Genomic DNA, 18,983 nt, shown 5'->3' with positions numbered 1-18,983 from the left:
AGGTGCCGCTTTTGCGTGGTTCGACCGGCGAACACACCGCTACACGGGGAAGTTCGGGCAAACCTGCTACACAACTCGTGTTCACCCGATGGTGTGGTGTTAACTGTCCGGACAGGCAGACAGCGTTTTCCGGCCACGGATGCAGCGGCGCACGCGCGGGCCCGGTGCGCACCGTCCCGTCCGGAAAGGCCGCACCTCCATGCAGGTTCCCGCCCCGCTGTCGTCCGCGCAGCAGCGGATCTGGACGTTGTCCCAGCTGGACGGCGCCGGCCCGGCCTACAACGAGGCCATGGCGTTCGCCCTGCGGGGGCCGCTCGACCGCGACGTGCTGGCCCGGGCCCTCGACGCGCTCGCCGCCCGGCACGAGTCGCTGCGGACCCGGATCGTCGTTGACGCAGGGCTCCCCGGACAGGTGGTCGAGCCCGTCGAGGCCGGGCTACCGCTCACCGTGACCGACGTCACCGGCCGGCCCGACGACCTCGACGAGCTGCGGCGCGCCGACCCGCTCACGCCGTTCGACCTGGGCCGCGCCCCGCTGGCCCGGGCGCGGCTGCTCGTCGTGGGACCCGAGCACCACGTCCTGCTGATGACCGTCCACCACGTCGTCTTCGACGGCGCGTCGCGCACGATCCTGTTGCGGGAGCTTGGTGTGCTCTACACCGCGCTCCTGCGCGGTGAACCCGCGGAGCTGCCCGAGCCGCGCCAGTACCGCGACTACGCCCGCGAGCAGCAGGACTGGCTGGCCGGGCCGGGACCGGCGCCGCACGAGGCGTACTGGCGCGACCGGCTCGACGGCGTGCCGCCCCTGCTGGAGCTGCCCACCGACCGGCCGCGCCCGGCCGTGCAGGACCACCGCGGGGCCCGGGTGCCGATCAGCCTCGGCGAAGACCTGACGACGGCGTTGAAAGCGGTGGCCCGCGCTCACGGCACCACCCTCTTCTCGACCATCCTGACCGGCTGGTCGCTGCTGCTCTCGCGGCTTTCCGCCCAGGCTGACATCGTTGTCGGCGTGCCGGCCCTGAACCGCGGCAAGGGCGGCGTCAACGCCGGTGTGCTCGGCTTCTTCGTCAACACCCTCCCGGTGCGGACCGGCTTCGCCGGCTCCCCCACCGGCGCCGGCCTGCTCAAGCAGGTCCGCGCGACGCTGCGGGGCGCGCTCGACCACGCCGAGCTGCCGCTGGAACGGGTCGTCGAGCTGGTGAACCCGCCGCGCAGCCCGGCGCACACGCCGTTGTTCCAGAACGGGTTCGCCTGGGTGCCGACCCAGCACGGCGTCCTGGCGCTGCCCGGCGTCGGCGTCGACCCCATCGACGACCGGTACGCCCCGGCGAAGTTCGACCTGACCCTGGCCCTGGCCGACGAGGCCGGCGGCGTCGCCGGGCAGCTCGACTACGCCGTCGCCCTGTTCGACCACGAGACGGCCGAGCGGTACGCCCGTTACCTCGTCCGGCTGCTGACGCAGCTGGCCGAGCGGCCCGGCGACGAGGTCGCGAGCTACGAGCTGCTCGACGACGCCGAGCGCCACGAGATCCTGGCGAACTGGAGCACCGGCCCGGCGCCCGAATACCGGCCCGGCGGGCTCGTCGAGCGGTTCACGACCGAGGCCGACGCCCACCCGGACGCGCCCGCGCTGGTCTGCGACGGGAAGACGGTCAGCTACGCCGAGCTGGACCGGCGGGCCACCCGGCTGGCGAACGCGCTGCACGCCCGCGGCGTGCGGCCCGGCCAGGTCGTCGGCGTCCACAGTGGACGTTCGGCCGAGCTGGTGGTGGCCGTGCTGGGAATCCTCGAGGCCGGCGCGGCCTACCTGCCCCTCGACCCCGCCCAGCCGGCCGCGCGGCTGGCGGCGATGGTCGAGGACGCGCGCCCGGCGTTCGTGCTCAGCGACGCGCTCGACCGGCCCGACGGCTGGCTGTCCGTCACCGCCGTCGAGGCCGAAGGCCACGCCACCACCCGGCCCGTCGTCCGGACCGGGCGCGCGGACCTGGCCTACGTCATCTACACGTCCGGCTCGACCGGCCGGCCGAAGGGCGTCGCCGTCACCCACGGCAGCGTGCTGGCCCTGTTCGACCAGTGGCTCGGCCGGTTCGGCGCGACGCCGGGCGAGCCGACGTCGGCGTGGTCCAGCATCGGCTTCGACGCGTCCGTGCACGAGCTGCTGCTCCCGCTGACCACCGGCGCGGTGCTGCACGTGGTGCCCGAAGAGGTCCGGCCCGACCCGGCGGCATTGCTGGGGTGGTTGCGTGAACACCGCGTCGTCCAGGCGTTCCTGCCGCCCGCCTACGTCCGCTGGATCGACGAAGACCCGTCACGGCTCGCCGGGCTCGCGCTGCGGCAGCTGCTGACCGGCGTCGAGTCGCTGTCGGAAGCCGCGTTGGCCCGCTTCGAGGAAACCCTGCCCGGCCTGCGGATCTGCTTCGGGTACGGGCCGACCGAGGCGACGCTGTACGCGACCGCACACTTCGACCCGCGGCCCCTGGACCGGCCCGCCCCGATCGGCCGGCCGCTGCCCGGTTCGCGGCTGTACCTGCTGGACGAGCGGCTGCGGCCGGTCCCGCCGGGTGTCGCGGGTGAGGTCTTCCTCGCCGGCGACTGCCTCGCGCGCGGCTACCTGAACCGGCCCGGCCTGACGGCGGCGCAGTTCGTGCCCGACCCGTTCGTGCCCGGGGAGCGGATGTACCGGACCGGCGACCTGGCCCGCTGGCTGCCTGGCGGCGAAGCCGAGTACGCGGGCCGCCGCGACGACCAGATCAAGCTGCGCGGGTTCCGCATCGAACCGGGTGAGGTGACGGCCGCGCTGCTGGCCGTCCCCGGCGTCCGGGAGGCCGCGGTCCTGGTCGATCGCACCGGCGAACCCCGCCTGGTCGCGGGGATCGCGGGCGGCGGCGGCCGGACCCCGCACGAGTGGCGGGCCGCGCTGGCCGACCGGCTGCCGGACTACATGATCCCGTCCGTCTTCGCCGAGTTCGACCGGCTTCCCCTGGGCCGCAGCGGAAAGCTGGACCGCGACGCCTTACTCGCGCACGCCCGCTCGATGGCTCCCGCGGTCGTGAACACGGCCGCCCCGCGCGACCACGTCGAACTCGCGCTGCTGCGGATCTGGCGCTCACTGCTGCTGCACCCGGCGATCGGGATCTCGGACGACTTCTTCGACGTCGGCGGCACGTCGATCTCGGCCATCAAGCTGGCCCACGCGGTCGGCGAGGAGTTCGGCCGCGAGCTGCCGATCCGCGACGTCATCGTGCACCCGACCATCGAGGCCCAGGCCGCGCTGCTGCGCGCGGACAGCCCGCCCGGCGGCGGCAGCCTGATCGAGTTCCGCCGCGGTGCCGGGCGGCAACGCGTCGTCTGCGTGCACCCCGCGGGCGGGACGGCGTTCTGCTACCTGCCGCTGAGCGCCCTGCTCCCGGACGACACCGGCGTCCTCGGCATCCAGTCCCCCGGTCTCAACCCCGGCGAAGAGGCGCTGCCGAGCGTCGAGGCGATGGCCGCGGAGTACCTGCGGCTCGTCGATCCGCGGCCGGACGAGTCGCTGGTCCTTTGTGGACTGTCGTACGGCGGCCTGATCGCTCACGAGATGGGCCGGCAGCTGGCGGACCACCCGCGGGTGAGCGTCGTGCTGCTCGACACCAACGCCACCGACGACCCGGCCGCGCGCGCCGCGATCGAGCCCGTGCCCGCGTCCGAATTCCGGGAGAAACTGGTGCGCTTCAACGGGATGTACCCCGGCATCGACGACGCCCAGATCGACCGCTACCACCGCACGTACAACCACAACCGGCTGACCGCGCGCGACCACGAGCCCGGCGAGTCGGCCGCGCGGCTGGTGTTCGTCCAAGCCGTGGGCGAGGACACGATCCCCGGTTCGGACGAGTTCTGGCGCCGCCGCGCGACCGGCGAGTACCGGATCGAACCGGCCGACTGCGGGCACTGGGACATGCTGGAGAGCGACGCCCTCCCGCAGGTCGCCGACGTGATCACCGCCGAGCTGACCGAGCTGGCGGCCCGATGATCGCCCGCCGCGTCCACGACCAGGCCCTGCGGACGCCGGACGCCGTCGCGGTGTCCGACGGCACCCGCGCACTGACCTACGCCGAGCTGGACGCCGGCGCCGCGGCCGTCGCGGAGTCGTTGTCCCGCCGCGGTGTCCGCCCCGGCGACGCCGTCGCGGTGGGCCTGCCGCGCTCGGCGGACCTGGTCCTCGTCATGCTCGGCGTGCTGCGCCTCGGCGGGCAGGTCGTGCCGCTCGACCGGCAGAGCCCGCCGGAGCGCCGGGACCACATGATCGCCGACTCGGGCGCGGTCGCCGTCGTCCACGACGGCCTGCCCGGGCTGCCGCCGCTCACCCCGGCCGAGCTGCTCGCCGCTCCCGCCGTCCCGGACGAACCGGCCGAGGCCGCCGCGACGTCGTTCCTCTTCTACACCTCCGGCACGACCGGGCGGCCCAAGGGCGTCGAGGTCCGCGACGCCGGGATCCTGCGGCTGGCCGACCCGGCCTGGCTCGAACCCGGCGCCCGGTACGCGAGCCTGGCCAACCCGGCCTTCGACGCGATCAGCTTCGAGGTCTGGCCGCCGCTGCTGACCGGCGGCACCTGCGTGGTGCTCGACGACGAGACCGTCCGCGACCCGCGTGCGTTCGCCGCCGCGCTGGTCCGGGAACGCGTCGACACGATGTTCGTCACGGCGTCGCTGTTCAACGCCGTCGCCGAGACGGTGCCGGACTGCTTCTCGACCGTGGCCCGGGTGCTGATCGGCGGTGAGCAGCTCAACGCGCCGCTGATCCGCCGCTGGTACGCCGCCAACCCGGACTCGGCCACGCGGCTGCACAACGGCTACGGGCCGACCGAGACGACGACGTTCGCGCTGAGCCACCCGATCCCGCGCGGCTTCGACGGCGACATCGTGCCGATCGGCCGGCCGCTGCCGGACACCGGCGCGCTCGTGGTCGACGGCGAGCTGTACCTCTCGGGCGCCGGGGTCGCCGCGGGCTACCGCAACCTGCCGGACGAAACCGCGCAGCGGTTCGTCGAGCGCGACGGCGAGCGGTTCTACCGCACCGGTGACCTGGTCCGCGAACTGCCGGACGGCACCTTCGCCTACGTCGGGCGCACGGACCGGCAGGTGAAGGTGCGCGGCTTCCGGATCGAGCCGGGCGAGCTGGAACGCCGGATCCTCGCCCACCCGGCGGTCCGGCAGGCCCACGTCGCCGCGCGCCACGGGGCCGGGCCGGTCGAGCTGTTCACGTTCGTCGTGGCCGGGGACCTGGCCTACCCGGACTTCGACGCGCACCTGACCGCGTCGGTGCCGGCCTACATGCGCCCGCACCACGTCTTCCGCGTCGACGCCCTGCCGCGCACCGCGAACGACAAGGTCGACGAGGCCGCGTTGCTGGCGCTCGGCCTCGCGCCGTGGCGGCGGCCGGGTACCGGCGAACCCGCGACGCCGTGGCAGCAAGAGGTCCTCGACGTCGTGGCGGACGTCCTCGGGACCCGCGACCCGCGGCCCGGCGACACGTGGCTCACCTCCGGCGGCGACTCGCTCAAGGCGTTGCGGCTGCGGTTCGCCGTCCAGGAGCGGTGGGGCACCGAACTCCCGCACTCCGCGGTGCGGCAAGGGACGTTCGCCGACCTCGCGGCGGCGATCGCCGGGGCCGGGACGGCGCAGTACCCGGTAGCCGCGCCTCCGGCGGGCTTGACGTCCGCCCCCGCGACGAGCGAGCAGCAACGGCTCTGGCTGCTGCAGCAGCGGAATCCGGCGTCCACGGCGTACCACGTGCCGCTGGCGTTCCGGATCACCGGACCGGTCGACGTTGACGCACTCCGCCGGGGGCTGCGCGGCCTGGTCGAGCGGCACGTCGCGCTGCGGACCGCGTTCGAGGCGACGCCCGACGGCCTGCGTCAGGTGGCCGGCCCGGCCTACGACCCGTGGACCGAGGCTGGGGACGGCTTCTTCACCGCACCCTTCGACCTGGCCGTGCCCCGGCCGTTCCGGGCCGCCTGGGACGGCGAGCGGCTCCTGCTTTCCCTGCACCACATCGCGGTCGACGGCTGGTCCTTGAACGTCCTGTTCCGCGAGCTGTCCGGCGCGGCTCCGACGGCTTCCCGGACGCCGCTGGATTTCGCTCTTTGGCAGACGGAGTGGTTCTCCTCCCCCGCCTACCTCGCCCAGCGCGACGAGCTGCTGTTGCTCCACAGTGGACTCGACGACCAGCCGTCGCTCACCGCGTCGATGGCCGGCCGGTTGCGCCGGAACACCGTCGACACCGAGCGCGTCGACCGGTGGTGCGCCGAACTGGGCCTGACGCGGTTCCAGCTGCTGCTCGGCGTCTTCGCCTGGAGCCTCTACGGCGTCACCGGGCAGACCGGCCCGCGGATCGCCGCGCCGGTGGCGAACCGGCCGGTCCGGGAGTTCGAGGACAGCGTCGGCATGTTCGCCAACACCGTGCTGCTCCCCCTGTCCGTCGACCCGGACGAGGACCTGCGCCCCCAGCTGCGGCGGCTCGGCACGGCGTCGGGCGCGGTGCTCGACCGGCAGGACGTCGCGTTCGCCGACGTCGCCACGGCGTTCGACTACCTGTTCGTGCTGGAGAACACCGACTTCGGCGCGTTGAGCCTGCCGGGCTGCACGGTGAGTCCACAGTGGATCGAGGCGGCCGAGGCGAAGTGCGCGCTGACGATGTCGGTGGTCGAGCGTCCCGGCGGCTTCGACTGCCTCTGGGAGTACGCCGAAGGCCACTTCACCGAGGCGGAGGCCGAAGCGCTCGGCGAGCTGTTCTCCCGCGCTTTCGACCTGCTCGACGCGGGCCCGGCGACCCCCGCGGAGCTGGCCGCACTGTACCGGCGGAGCCTGCCCGACCACGGCCGTGGTGAAGAGGCGCAGCTGGACTGGGAAACGATGGCCGAGGGCTTCGCGCGGCAGGTCGCGCGGACCCCGGACGCCCCGGCGCTGGGCACCATGACCTACGCGGAGCTGGACGCACACGCGGCCCGGCTCGCCGCCGTGCTGCCCGGGGACGCCACCGACGTCGCGTTGTACTTCGAGCCGTCCGCCGAGCACGTCGTCGCGCTGCTCGCGCTGGCCCGGCTCAACATCACCGCCGTGCCGCTGGACCCGGCCTACCCGCCGGCGTTGCTGCGCCAGGTCCTCGACCAGGTCCGGCCGCGTTGTGTGCTGCTCGCCCCGGGTACCGCGTTCGACGAGATCGACGCCGGGATCGAGCGGCAGTTCGTCACGCTCTCCGACGGCCCGGCGCCGGACGTCCCGGCCCGGCACGCCGGCCGGCCGCTCTACACGCTGTTCACGTCCGGCTCGACCGGCGTGCCCAAGGGCGTGCGCGTCCCGGACCGCACCCTGGCGAACCTCGTGCAGTGGCAGGCGGCGCCGCCCGCGGTGACCCAGCAGTTCTCGATGCTGTCGTTCGACGTGTCGTTCCAGGAGATCTTCACGACCTTGTGCGGCGGCGGGTGCCTGCACCCGGTCCGCCCGGGGTGGCGGCACGACGTCCCGGCGCTGCTGGCGCAGCTGGAGTCCGCGGGCATCGAGCGGATCTTCCTGCCGTACGTCGCGTTGCAGCTGCTGGCCGAGCACGGCGTGCGGCTCGGGAGCTACCCGTCGCGGCTGCGGGACGTGATCACGGCGGGCGAGCAGCTCGTGTGCACCGGCGCGATCCGCCGCTGGTTCGCCGGCCTGCCCGGCGCACGGCTGCACAACCACTACGGCCCGACCGAGACGCACGTCGTCAGCGCGCTGACGCTCGACGGCGACCCGATGACCTGGCCCGAGCGCCCGGCGATCGGCCGCCCGGTGGCGGGCGCGGTGCTGCGGGTCGCCGGCACGGCGGGCGCGCCCGGCCGGATCGGTGAGCTGCTCATCGGCGGGCTGATGACGACCCGCTGCTACCTCGGGGACGTCCCCGGGAAGTTCGTCGAGACGCCGGAGCTGTTCTACCGCAGCGGCGACCTCGCGCACTTCGGCCGCGACGGGCTCCTGCACTTCGACGGCCGGGCCGACCACCAGCTCAAGGTCAGCGGGTACCGCCTCGAACTGGGGCAGGTCGAAGCCGCGCTGCTGCGGCACCCTGAAGTCGTCAACGCGGTCGTGGCCCACGACGGCGAGAGCCTGCTGGCCTGCCTCGAATGCCACCGGACGCCGTCGGCCGCCGAGCTGTCCTCGCACCTCAAGCCGTTGCTGCCGCCGCACGCGCGCGTCGACCGCTTCCGCGTCGTCCCGGCCCTGCCGCGGACGCCGAGCGGGAAGCTCGACCGGGAAGCCGCGCTGCGGACGCCCGGCGAGGAGCTGCACCGCGGCCGCCGGTCCGGGCTGTCGGGCGTCTCGCGGCAGCTGGCCGAGCTGTTCGAAGAGGTGACGGGCGCGTCGATCGGCGCGGACGAGACGTTCTTCGCGGCAGGCGCATCCAGCCTCGGGCTGATGCGGTTCCACCTGCGCTGCGCCGAGGAGGGCCTGCGGTTCACCGCGGCGGACCTGTTCGAGCACGTCACGGTCCGCGACCTGGCGCGGCTGCTGTCCGAGGCGGCGGTTCCGGCGGCCGTGGCTTCCGGTGCTGAGGCCGCCGACGAGCCGATCGCGGTGATCGGCATGGCGCTCCGGGTGCCGGGTGCGCCGGACCTGGCCGCGTTCTGGGACCTCGTGCGGTCCGGCGGCCGCGGCATCGAGCACTTCGCCGCCGCCGACGGCCTGGTCGGCGCGCGCAGCATCCTCGACGGGCCCTTGGCGTTCGACCCGGAGCACTTCGGGATCAGCCGCCGCGACGCCGCGCTGATGGACCCGCAGCAGCGGCATCTGCTGATGAGCTGCGTCGAGGCGCTGGCCCACGCGGGGATCACGTCGGGCGAGGGTGTCGGGCTGGTCGCCGGGTGCGGCGAGGACACGTACTTCCAGTCGCTGCTACGCGAAGGCGACCCGGCCGCGCTGCCGGACGGTTTCCAGCTGGCGCTGCACCACGAGAAGGACTTCCTCGCGACGAAGGCCGCGTACCACCTGAACCTGACCGGGCCGGCGCTGACCACCCAGACGGCGTGTTCGAGTTCGCTGGTCGCGGTCCACCAGGCGGCCGGGCTGCTGCGCACCGGCGAGGCGGACGTCATGCTGGCGGGCGGCGTCCTGGTCGACGTCACCCTTTCCGGGGGTTACCGGTACCGGCCGCAGCACATCTTCTCGGCGGACGGGCACTGCCGCCCGTTCAGCGACGACGCGGGCGGCACGGTCGGCGCGAGCGGCGTCGGCGTCGTGGTGCTGAAGCCGCTGAGCCACGCGCGTCGCGACGGCGACACGGTGTACGCGGTGATCACGGGCTCGGCGATCAACAACGACGGCGCCGTGAAGCAGGGTTACACCGCCCCGTCGCCGGCCGGCCAGCGCGAGGTGATCCGGGCCGCGCTCCGCCGCGCCGGGCGTTCTTCCCTCGGCTACGTGGAAACCCACGGGACGGGCACCCGGCTGGGCGACCCGATCGAGGTCGCGGCGCTGCGGCAGGCGCTGGATCCGTCGGCCGAGTGCGCGTTGTCGTCGGTGAAGAGCCAGATCGGCCACCTGGGCGCGGCGGCCGGGGTCGTCGGCCTGATCCGCGCGACGCTGTCCGTCCACCATGGACTGATCCCGCCGACAGTGGACTTCCACGCGCCGAACCCGGCGCTGGAGCTGGGCCCGTTCCGGGTGCCGACGGCCGCGGAGCCGTGGCCCGACGGTCCGCGGGTGGCGGGGGTGAGCAGCTTCGGCATCGGCGGCACGAACGCCCACCTGGTCCTGGAGGCGGACCCGGCCGTCGTGTCCCGTCCGGCTCCCGCGCCGGTGGTCGTGCTGTCGGCGAGCAGCGCGTCGGCTTTGCGCGAAGACGCCCTGCGGGTGGCCGAGTACCTGGAGGCGCACCCGGAGTCCTTTGTGGACGTGGTGCGCCACCTGCAGACGGGCCGGAAGGAGTACCGCTGGCGCATCGCCGCGGCGTGCGACGACGCGTCGGCGGCAGTGAAGTGGCTGCGCACGGCCGAGCCACGCGAAGCAGAGCCCACGGGCCCGAGCACACCGCGCGATCACCCGGCGGAACTCGCGGCGGCCTGGCTGCGCGGCGAGCCGGTCGACTGGGGCATCCCCGCTTCCCCGGCTCCGTGGGACTTCCCGCCGCCCTCCTTCGCCCGCGAAGACTTCGACTTCCCGCGCAAGCCCGCCGTCCAGCGGCTTCCCGAAGCCGAGTGGCTCCACCAGCCCACCTGGGTGCGGCTCCGGCGGGCCACCCCCGCGCAAACCCCCGTCGACCGCGTGCTCGTCATCTCCAGCGACGGCCCCCTGCCGGCCCCGGCCCTCGACGCCGCCTACACCCGGGTCGTTCGCGTGCACGCCGCCACGTCGTTCGCCCGCCCGGGGCCGGACCTCTTCGAAGCCGATCCGGCCGACGCGACCCAGCTCGGCCAGGTGCTCGCCGCCCTCGACGGGGACGTCGACTGGCTGCACACCCTCCCCCTCGGCATCGGCGGCCCGGTCGGCGAAACCGCCCTCGCCCACGCGCGCTGGGCCTGCGTCGATACCCCCGCCGCCCTGCTGCGCGCCGCCGGGACCCGCGAGCTGCGCACCTGGTGGCTCTCCGCCGGGGCCGCGCCCGCGAACACCGACGTCACCCGCCCCGAAGCCGGGCTGCTCGCCGGGGTCACCGCCGTCGGACCGCAGGAAACCGGCGTCCCCGGGCACTGGGTCGACGTCGCGGGCGACTGGGACACCGCGGTCGCGGGTCTCCTCACCGGCCCCACCCCGCCCGCGCGGGTCGCCCTCCGGCACGGCTTCTGGTGGGAACAAAGCACCTCCCCGGTCACGCCCGGCGGCAGCCGGACCGCAGACGGCACGTACCTCGTCCTCGGCGGCACCGGCGGCATCGGCACCGCCGTCGCCGAGGTCCTGCTGACCAGGACCACCGGCCGGGTCGTGCTCGCCGCCCGCAACCCGCGCCTGCCCGCACCGCTCGAGCCGTGGGCCGACCGCGTCGACCTCCTCGAAGCCGACCTCACCACCGACGACATCCGGATCGACACGCCGCTGGCCGGGATCGTCCACGCCGCCGGGGTCGCGGCGGGCGGCCTCATCGCGACCCGAGGCGACACCACCGGCCAGGACGCCAAGCTCGCCGGCGCGCTGCTGGTGGAGCGGCTCATCGAACGCCACCGGCCCGCCCTCGCCGTCTACTGCTCGTCGCTCTCCGCGCAGTTCGGCGGCACCGGCCAGCTCGACTACGCCGCCGCCAACGGCTTCCTCGACGCCCTCGCCCACCACGCCCCGGACGCGCCGACCGTCCGGCTGAGCCTCGGCTGGGACGTCTGGCGCGACACCGGCATGGCCGTCACCGCCCTGCGGACCGACGCCCGCCACCAGGCCCACCTCGCCGTCGGCATGACCGCCGAGGAGGGCAAGCGCGTCTTCGCCAGTGCTCTTGACGCCGGGCTCCCGCAGCTCCTGGTGTCGACGACCGACCTCGCCGACGCCCGCGGCTTCCACGAGCGCGAACCGGTCGCCGTCACCGCGCCGCAGGAAGACCCCGCCGCGGAACTGGCGGAGGAGGTGCGCGTGCTGCTCGGCGTCGACGCGCTGGACCCGGACGTCCCGCTCTACGACCTCGGCGCCGATTCGCTGATGCTGCTCGACGTCGTCGACTCGGTGAAACGGCTCTTCGGCGTCGACCTCGAGCTGGCCTGGCTCGGCCCGGAAGTGACGCTCACCGGCCTGCTGGCCCGGCTGTCGGAGGCCGCCGGCCCCGAGGACGTCGCCGTCCAGGTGTGGCAGGAGGGCACCGGCCGTGACGTCGTGTGCCTGGTCCACCCGGTCGGCGGGGACGTCCACGCGTACCGCCCGCTGGTGAAAGAACTCGGACCGGAGCTGACCGTCTGCGTCATCGCCGACCCGGCGCTGAGCCGGCCCGAGCCGCCGGGCTGGCCGGTCGCCGAGCGCGCCCGCCGCTACCACGCCGCGCTGCTGGCGCGCTTCCCCGACGACGAGTGGCGCTGGCAGCTGGCGGGCTGGTCGTTCGGCGCGTGGGTCGCGACCGGTATGGCCGCCGAGGCCGAGCTGGGCGGACGTCCGGTGCGGGCGCTGCACCTGATCGACCCGCCCGCCCCGGGCGCGAGCTTCGCGGACTACGACGAATCCCGCCTGGAAGCCGTGTTCGAGCGCGAGCTCGGCGCGTCCGGTGGCACGGCGGGCGAGCACGCGCGACGCCTCGCCCGCGCCTGCCGTGCGAACCTGCGGAGCATGACCGGCCACGAACTGCCGAAGCTCGCGACGACCCCCAGCCACGTCTGGATCGCCGCCGACGTCGAACCCGGCCTGCCGCCCGCCGCCGACCCGGACGGCTGGCACACGATCCTGCCCGAACCGAGCGACTGGCGGCAGCTGCCCGCCACCCACTACGGCATCGTGCGGGCCCCGCACGTCAGCGCCGTGGCCGACGCGATCACGATCGGAGCCGAGTGAACCCGTACGAGTCCCAGCCGGCCCGCGCGTTCTGGCGGACCGCCGTCGCCGAACCGGAGCCCGCCGCGATCGGCGGTGTCTGGACGCCCAAGTTCGCGATCGGCCAGGACGACCCGGTGCTCACCGCGGGCTCCTGCTTCGCCGCCCGGCTCGGGCGCGGGCTGATCGACCACGGGATGAACTTCTTCGACGCCGAACCGCCGCCGCCGGGCCTGACCCGCGACGAGCGCCGCGCCCGGCACTTCGGCGAGTTCTCCTTCCGCACCGGCAATATCTACACCGCCGCCGTGTTGCGGCAGTGGCTCGCCTGGGCCTTCGGCCACGAGAAGGCGCCGGACACGGTGTGGACCGGGGACGGCCGGTGCTTCGACCCGTACCGTCCGTCCGTCGAGCCCGCCGGGTTCGCCTCCGCCGACGATGTGTTCGCCGCCCGCGAGGAGACCCTCGCCGCGATCCGCCGCGGGGTCGCCCGGGCCCGCTGCCTGATCTTCACCCTCGGCCTGACCGAGGCCTGGGGCGACGCCGACGGCACCGTCTACCCGTCCTGCCCGGGCACGGTCCGCGGCACGTTCGACGACACCCGCCACACCCTGCGCACCTTCACCTTCGCCGACGTGCACCAAGACCTGCTCGACGTCTTCGCCCTGGCCCGCGCGGTGAACCCGGACCTCCGGTTCGTGCTCACGGTCTCCCCCGTGCCGCTTACGGCCACCGCGGGCACGCAGCACGCGCTCGTCGCGAACACTCACGCGAAGTCCGTGCTGCGGAGCGTCGCCGGGCAGCTGGCCCACGAGCACGACCACGTCGACTACTTCCCGGCGTACGAGCTGATCGCCGGGCAGCCGTTCCGCAGCGGCTTCTACGAGCCCAACCTGCGCGAGGTCACCGCCGAGGGCGTCGAGTTCGTGATGGGGCACTTCACGGCCGCGCTGCGGGGCCCGGCGACCGCACCGGTCCAGGAGCGCCGCGCGCCGCGGGTGAAGGGAGGAGATGCCTGTGACGACGCCGTCCTCGACTACTACGGCCCCCGAGGCCCCCGCTAGGTTCCTGCTGCTCGGCGACTCCCACGCGAGCCCGATCGGCCGCGCGGCGCGGGCGGCCGGGTTGCCGTTCCTCGGCGGCCCGATCGGCGCCGGCCGCGAGTTCACCGACCGCTTCTTCACCGCGCGCGACGCCGACGTCGAGTTCCACCGGCCCGAAGCCGAGAAGCACTACCGCGGCTTCCTCGGCGAACTCGGCGTCGCCGGGCTCGGCGAGCTGGGCGTCCCGCTGGTGACGACGTTCGGGTTCGCCGCGCACTTCGTGGCCACCAAGGAGAACTGGCACCTCTACCGGACCGGCGACGGCTTCCCGCCCGGGTTCCTGGGCAGCGCGCTGTTCGACGCGATCGTCCTCGCGACGGTCCGCGACGCGCTCGCCTTCTACCGCCACGCGCGCGACCTCGGCGTGCGCGTGATCGCCGTGCTGCCGCCGCAGCGGGTGCCCGGCCAGTCGGACGCCGCGGTGTTCCTGGCCGCGCAGGAGACCGTCCGCCTCGCGGTCGAGGGCCTCGGCGTCGAGGTGGCCGACCTGCGCGGGAGGATCACCGGCACGAGCGGGTTCCAGCGGCCCGAGCTGTGCGAAGCGGACGACGAAATCCACGGAAACCTGGCCTGGGGACGGATCGTCCTGGCCGAACTGCTCGATCTGGGACTCTGAGACCCGGGAGGAAAGGAAACCATGGAGCAGTACGAACTCGACGCCGTCAAGGCGATCACGACGCGCCCGGCGCGGGAGTACCGGACGCTGGCGGTGCGGGGGCTGACCCCCGTGATCGGAGCCGAGGTCACCGGCCTCGACCTCGGCACGGAGCTGACCGACGAGCAGCTCACCGAGCTGAAGACCGCGTTCCTGGACCACCACGTGCTGGTGTTCCGCGACCAGGTCATCACCGCCGAGGACCACAAGCGGCTGGCCGCGAGCTTCGGCGAGCTGCGCCCGGTGAACCCGCCGCCGGAGCACGGCGACCCGTACATCCTCGAGGTCGCGACCAGCCCCGAGGCGGCGAACGTGTTCGGCAACGGCTGGCACGCCGACGGCACCGCGGACGCCGAGCCGTCACTCGGTTCGATGCTGCACATCACGGAGATCCCGGAGCCCGGCAGCGGCGGCGACACGCTCTTCGCCAACATGTACCTGGCCTACGACATGCTGTCGCCGACGATGAAGTCGCTGCTGGACGGGCTCACCGCGGTCCACGACGGCGCGCTCGCCTTCCGCGGCCACCCGATCCCGCCGGGCTACGAGCCGCCGTGCAGCGAGCACCCGCTGGTCGTGCGGCACCCGGAGACCGACCGCAAGCTGCTCTACGTCAACCCGGCCTACACCTCGCACATCCCGCAGCTGTCGGCCGACGAGAGCCGCGCGGTGCTCGACATGCTGTTCGCGCTCGTGCCGAACCGGCCGATGCTGGCCTGCCGGGTGCGCTGGGAACCGAACACGCTGGTGTTCTGGGACAACCGCTGCGCCCAGCACCACGCGGTGTACGACTACTTCCCGCACACCCGCTACGGGCAGCGCATCGCGATCAACGGCGGCCCGCTCAAGGGGTGAGGCTCGCCCGGAGCCCGTCGGCCAGCCGCTGCCGGGCTCCGGGACCGCCGGCGAGCACGCACGCCCGCACGAACGCGGCCGGGTAGGTCGCGGCGTAGGCCGTGACGTCTTCGGCGGCGAACGCGGCGGCCAGCGCGGCCGCGTTCGCCGCCGCGTTGGCGTCGGCGTGCGCTGTGACGTTGGCGTCGGTGTTCGTCGCGGCGTAGGTCTCGCCGTACTCGGTGGCCTCGGCTTCGCTGTAGCCGTGGGCCAGGGCGAACCCACCGGCCGCCGCGGCCGCCGTCGCGTACGCGTCGTCGTAGGGGTAGGCACGGCGGTAGACGTCGCGTAGCGCGGGTTCCAGGGTCGCGCGCCAGGTCTCCGCCGGCACCGGCGTCCCACGCAGGTGGAGCGCGGCGACGTCGGCGTGCCCCAGCAGCGGCCAGACCGTGTGCCCGTACCAGTGGTGGACGACGATCAGGCCGCCGTCGAGGAGTTCGCCCACCACCCGCTCCGGCCAGGCCGCCGGCCCCACTGTGTCCACAGTAGACACTCGGTCAGGCCCGCCGCGGTTCCGGGACGATCGCGCTCCCGTCAGTGGTCCTCATGGCCTCGATCCTGCCGTGCCCGCGGACGCGTCGCACTCCGCGTCGCTGTGTTCCCGGGCACCCGGCTTGCCTGCCGAGAAGAGTGAGTGTACGGTCACTCACATGACGAAGCGCGGTGCCACCCTCTCCACCTCGGACGCCCGGCGGGACGCCGTGGTCGACGCGGCCATCGCCGAGTTCGCGCGGAGCGGGTTCCACAGCACGCCGATCAGCACGGTGGCGACCCGGGCGGCCATCTCCCCCGCCTACGTGTTCAAGTTGTTCCCTGGCAAGGTTTCCCTGTTCGTGGCGGCGCTCGACCGGTGTTACGAGCAGGTCGTGCACGCGCTCTCGAACGGCGCCGCCCGCGCCGGAGACGCCGAACCGGAAGCCGTCCTGTACGAGATGGGCGGCGCCTACGCCGAACTGATCGCCGACCGGAACCTGCTGATGCTGCAGGTGCACGCCCAGTCGGCCACGGACACCCCGGAGATCGCCGACGCCGTGCGCCGCGGCCTCGCCAAGGTGACCGAGTTCGCGCGCTCCCGCTCGGGCGCGCCGGACGAGCAGGTCCAGCGGTTCATCGCCTACGGCCAGCTCTGCCACCTCATCACGACCCTCGACCTGGACGAGCACCCCGGCGACTGGACGGCCGTCCTGTCCGCCGGCATCCGCCACCACTGAATCCCCTCCCCACCTGGGGAGTTTCTGCACGGCCCAAGAGTGATTGACCAGTCACGCACCACCCTTGAAAGGACAGTCCCATGACCACGACCACCGAAATCGTCCTCCCCGGCCTCGTCGAGCCGGACGGCCTGCGCGTCACCACCCGCGAGCTGCCGGCGCCGGGCCCGGGCCAGGCGCTCCTGCGCGTCGAGGCCAGCGGGATCTCGTTCGCCGAGCAGCAGATGCGGCGCGGCAAGTACTACGACCAGCCGTCGTTCCCGTTCGTGCCCGGCTACGACGTCGTCGGCACGGTGCTCGAAGCGGCCGACCCGGCGCTCGTCGGCCGCCGGGTGGCCGCCATGACCAAGATCGGCGGCTGGAGCAGCCACCTCGTCGTGGACGCGGCCGACCTCGTGCCGGTGCCGGCCGGGCTGGACGCGGCCGACGCCGAGACGTTCGTGGTCAACGGGATCACGGCCTGGCAGATGCTGCACCGCAAGGCCCGCGTCCGGCCGGGCGGCACGATCCTGGTCCACGGCGCCAGCGGCGGCGTCGGCACCACGCTGGTCCAGCTCGCCCGCGCCGCCGGGATCCACGTGATCGGGACGGCGTCCGCCCGCAACGCCGACGTCGTGACCGCACTGGGCGCCACGGCCCTCGACTACCGCGGCGACGTCCCGGCCCAGGTCCGCGCGCTGGCGCCCGGCGGCGTCGACGCCGTCTTCGACCACGTCGGCGGCCCCGGCATCGTGGACTCGTTCCGCCTGCTGGCCCCGGGCGGCACGCTGGTGGCGTACGGCAGCGCGTCGACGAAGGACACAGGCGGCAACCCGCGCCCGGCGGTGCTCAAGCTGGTCGGCCGCCTGCTGTGGTGGCAGGCGCTCCCGAACCGCCGCCGCACCCACTTCTACAACGTCTGGGGCGGCAAGCGAAACCTCCCGAAGTTCCGCGCCCGCCTGGCGGAGGACCTCACGGCGGTATTCGACCTGGCGGCAACGGGTGCCGTGAAGGCCCAGGTGGCGGCGAGGTTCCCGCTGACGGACGTCGCGAAGGCGCTGACCCTCGCGGAGTCGGGCACGGTCACGGGCAAGGTCGTTCTCGTGCCGTCGAGTGAATGACCAGTCACGCATCCCGCGGACGAAAAGAGACCCGACCGATGCGGCCGGGTCTCTTCTCTCGCCAGCAGGTCAGTGGGTCAGCACGTCAGTCAGTGCCGGACTCCATGGCGGCCTGGTCCAGCAGCTCGTCGCCGCCCGAGGCCTTGCCGCGGGAGGCGATCACCTCGGCGCCACCCTCGGCCATCGCGCCGATCAGGCCCGTCGAGGCCGCCTGGGCGGCGCCGATCAGCTTCGGGTGGGTGTGCGCCGTGCCGCCGACCATGCCGAGGCTGGCGTACTGCTCCAGCTTGGCGCGGGAGTCGGCGATGTCGAGGTTGCGCATGGTCAGCTGGCCGATGCGGTCCACCGGGCCGAACGCCGAGTCCGTGGTCCGCTCCATCGACAGCTTGTCGGGGTGGTAGCTGAACGCCGGGCCCGTCGTGTCGACGATCGAGTAGTCCTCGCCGCGGCGCAGCCGGAGCGTCACCTCGCCGGTGATCGCGGTGCCGACCCAGCGCTGCAGCGACTCGCGCAGCATCATCGCCTGCGGGTCGAGCCAGCGGCCTTCGTACATCAGCCGGCCGAGGCGGCGGCCCTCGTTGTGGTAGCTGGCGACGGTGTCCTCGTTGTGGACGGCGTTGACCAGCCGCTCGTAGGCGGCGTGCAGCAGCGCCATGCCCGGCGCCTCGTAGATGCCGCGGCTCTTGGCCTCGATGATCCGGTTCTCGATCTGGTCGGACATGCCCAGGCCGTGCCGGCCACCGACGGCGTTGGCCTCCAGCACCAGGTCGACGGCGGAGGCGAACTCCTTGCCGTTGATCGTCACCGGCCGGCCCTGCTCGAAGCCGATGGTGACGTCTTCGGCCGCGATCTCGACCTCGGGGTCCCAGAACTTCACGCCCATGATGGGCTGGACGATCTCGAGACCGGTGTCGAGGTGCTCCAGCGACTTCGCCTCGTGGGTCGCGCCCCAGATGTTGGCGTCGGTCGAGTACGCCTTCTCCGTGCTGTCGCGGTAGGGCAGGTCGTGCGCCAGCAGCCACTCCGACATCTCCTTGCGGCCACCGAGCTCGGTGACGAAGGCGGCGTCCAGCCACGGCTTGTAGATCCGCAGGGAGGGGTTGGCGAGCAGGCCGTAGCGGTAGAACCGCTCGATGTCGTTGCCCTTGAAGGTGGAGCCGTCGCCCCAGATCTGGACGTCGTCCTCGAGCATGGCCCGCACCAGCAGGGTGCCGGTGACGGCGCGCCCCAGCGGGGTGGTGTTGAAGTAGCTGCGGCCGCCGGAGCGGATGTGGAACGCGCCGCACGTCAGCGCCGCGAGCCCCTCTTCGACGAGGGCTTCCCGGCAGTCGACCAGCCGCGCGACCTCCGCGCCGTAAGCGTGGGCCCGCCCGGGCACCGACCCGATGTCGGGCTCGTCGGCCTGGCCGATGTCGGCGGTGTAGGTGCAGGGGACAGCGCCTTTGTCGCGCATCCACGCGACGGCCACGGAAGTGTCGAGGCCACCGGAGAAGGCGATACCGACACGTTCGCCGACGGGCAGGGAAGTGAGCACCTTGGACATGCGAATGATTATGCACGGCGATGCATCATC

At 73.6% G+C, this 18,983-nt stretch carries 9 protein-coding genes; 7 read left to right on the top strand and 2 right to left on the bottom strand.

The genetic code is table 11. The annotated features are described in order from the left end of the window. Window positions 1–199 precede the first annotated feature (199 nt). From OG570_RS31790 to OG570_RS31770, 5 genes are all read left to right on the top strand, one after another. Window positions 200–4,012 carry a non-ribosomal peptide synthetase gene (locus OG570_RS31790; RefSeq protein ID WP_326952753.1) on the top strand — a complete coding sequence of 1,271 codons (3,813 nt, stop codon included), beginning with the start codon at window positions 200–202 and terminating at the stop codon, window positions 4,010–4,012. Next, window positions 4,009–12,468 carry a non-ribosomal peptide synthetase gene (locus tag OG570_RS31785; RefSeq protein ID WP_326952752.1) on the top strand — a complete coding sequence of 2,820 codons (8,460 nt, stop codon included), beginning with the start codon at window positions 4,009–4,011 and terminating at the stop codon, window positions 12,466–12,468. The genes OG570_RS31790 and OG570_RS31785 overlap by 4 nt, the downstream gene beginning before the upstream one ends. After that, window positions 12,465–13,511, top strand: coding sequence for a GSCFA domain-containing protein (locus tag OG570_RS31780; protein WP_326952751.1), 1,047 nt, complete (start codon window positions 12,465–12,467; stop codon window positions 13,509–13,511). Before OG570_RS31785 ends, OG570_RS31780 begins: the two co-directional genes overlap by 4 nt. A 61-nt stretch (window positions 13,512–13,572) precedes the next feature. Further along, window positions 13,573–14,166, top strand: coding sequence for a hypothetical protein (locus tag OG570_RS31775; RefSeq protein ID WP_326952750.1), 594 nt, complete (start codon window positions 13,573–13,575; stop codon window positions 14,164–14,166). A gap of 21 nt (window positions 14,167–14,187) precedes the next feature. Further along, window positions 14,188–15,060, top strand: a complete 873-nt coding sequence (locus OG570_RS31770) for a TauD/TfdA dioxygenase family protein (RefSeq protein WP_326952749.1) — start codon at window positions 14,188–14,190, stop codon at window positions 15,058–15,060. On the opposite strand, the gene OG570_RS31765 is transcribed toward OG570_RS31770, so the two are convergent. After that, the gene (locus OG570_RS31765; protein WP_326952748.1) at window positions 15,050–15,583 is read right to left on the bottom strand and encodes a hypothetical protein; all 534 of its coding nucleotides are present in this window, start codon (window positions 15,581–15,583) and stop codon (window positions 15,050–15,052) included. The two genes, OG570_RS31770 and OG570_RS31765, sit on opposite strands and share 11 nt — an antisense overlap. 166 nt (window positions 15,584–15,749) lie before the next feature. Here OG570_RS31765 and OG570_RS31760 point away from each other — a divergent pair, with 166 nt between their 5' ends. Together OG570_RS31760 and OG570_RS31755 are read left to right on the top strand one after the other, a co-directional pair. After that, the gene (locus tag OG570_RS31760) at window positions 15,750–16,310 is read left to right on the top strand and encodes a TetR/AcrR family transcriptional regulator (protein ID WP_326952747.1); all 561 of its coding nucleotides are present in this window, start codon (window positions 15,750–15,752) and stop codon (window positions 16,308–16,310) included. Window positions 16,311–16,390: 80 nt separating this feature from the next. Next, the gene (locus OG570_RS31755; protein ID WP_326952746.1) at window positions 16,391–17,410 is read left to right on the top strand and encodes a medium chain dehydrogenase/reductase family protein; all 1,020 of its coding nucleotides are present in this window, start codon (window positions 16,391–16,393) and stop codon (window positions 17,408–17,410) included. An 85-nt stretch (window positions 17,411–17,495) separates the two neighbouring features. On the opposite strand, the gene argG is transcribed toward OG570_RS31755, so the two are convergent. After that, window positions 17,496–18,953, bottom strand: a complete 1,458-nt coding sequence (gene argG / locus OG570_RS31750; protein ID WP_247052477.1) for an argininosuccinate synthase — start codon at window positions 18,951–18,953, stop codon at window positions 17,496–17,498. Window positions 18,954–18,983 lie beyond the last annotated feature (30 nt).

Source organism: Amycolatopsis sp. NBC_01286 (genome assembly GCF_035982555.1).
Classification (GTDB): Bacteria; Actinomycetota; Actinomycetes; order Mycobacteriales; family Pseudonocardiaceae; genus Amycolatopsis.
Note: the sequence above shows the minus strand (reverse complement) of the source record. Positions and strands in the feature narration are given on the sequence as shown.

Bases quoted from the DNA above. Each gene is read 5' to 3' on its own strand.
- OG570_RS31790 (WP_326952753.1), top strand. From the start codon at position 200: ATGCAGGTTCCCGCCCCGCTGTCGTCCGCGCAGCAGCGGATCTGGACG.
- OG570_RS31785 (WP_326952752.1), top strand. From the start codon at position 4,009: ATGATCGCCCGCCGCGTCCACGACCAGGCCCTGCGGACGCCGGACGCC.
- OG570_RS31770 (WP_326952749.1), top strand. From the start codon at position 14,188: ATGGAGCAGTACGAACTCGACGCCGTCAAGGCGATCACGACGCGCCCG.
- OG570_RS31760 (WP_326952747.1), top strand. From the start codon at position 15,750: ATGACGAAGCGCGGTGCCACCCTCTCCACCTCGGACGCCCGGCGGGAC.
- OG570_RS31755 (WP_326952746.1), top strand. From the start codon at position 16,391: ATGACCACGACCACCGAAATCGTCCTCCCCGGCCTCGTCGAGCCGGAC.
- argG (WP_247052477.1), bottom strand. From the start codon at position 18,953: ATGTCCAAGGTGCTCACTTCCCTGCCCGTCGGCGAACGTGTCGGTATC.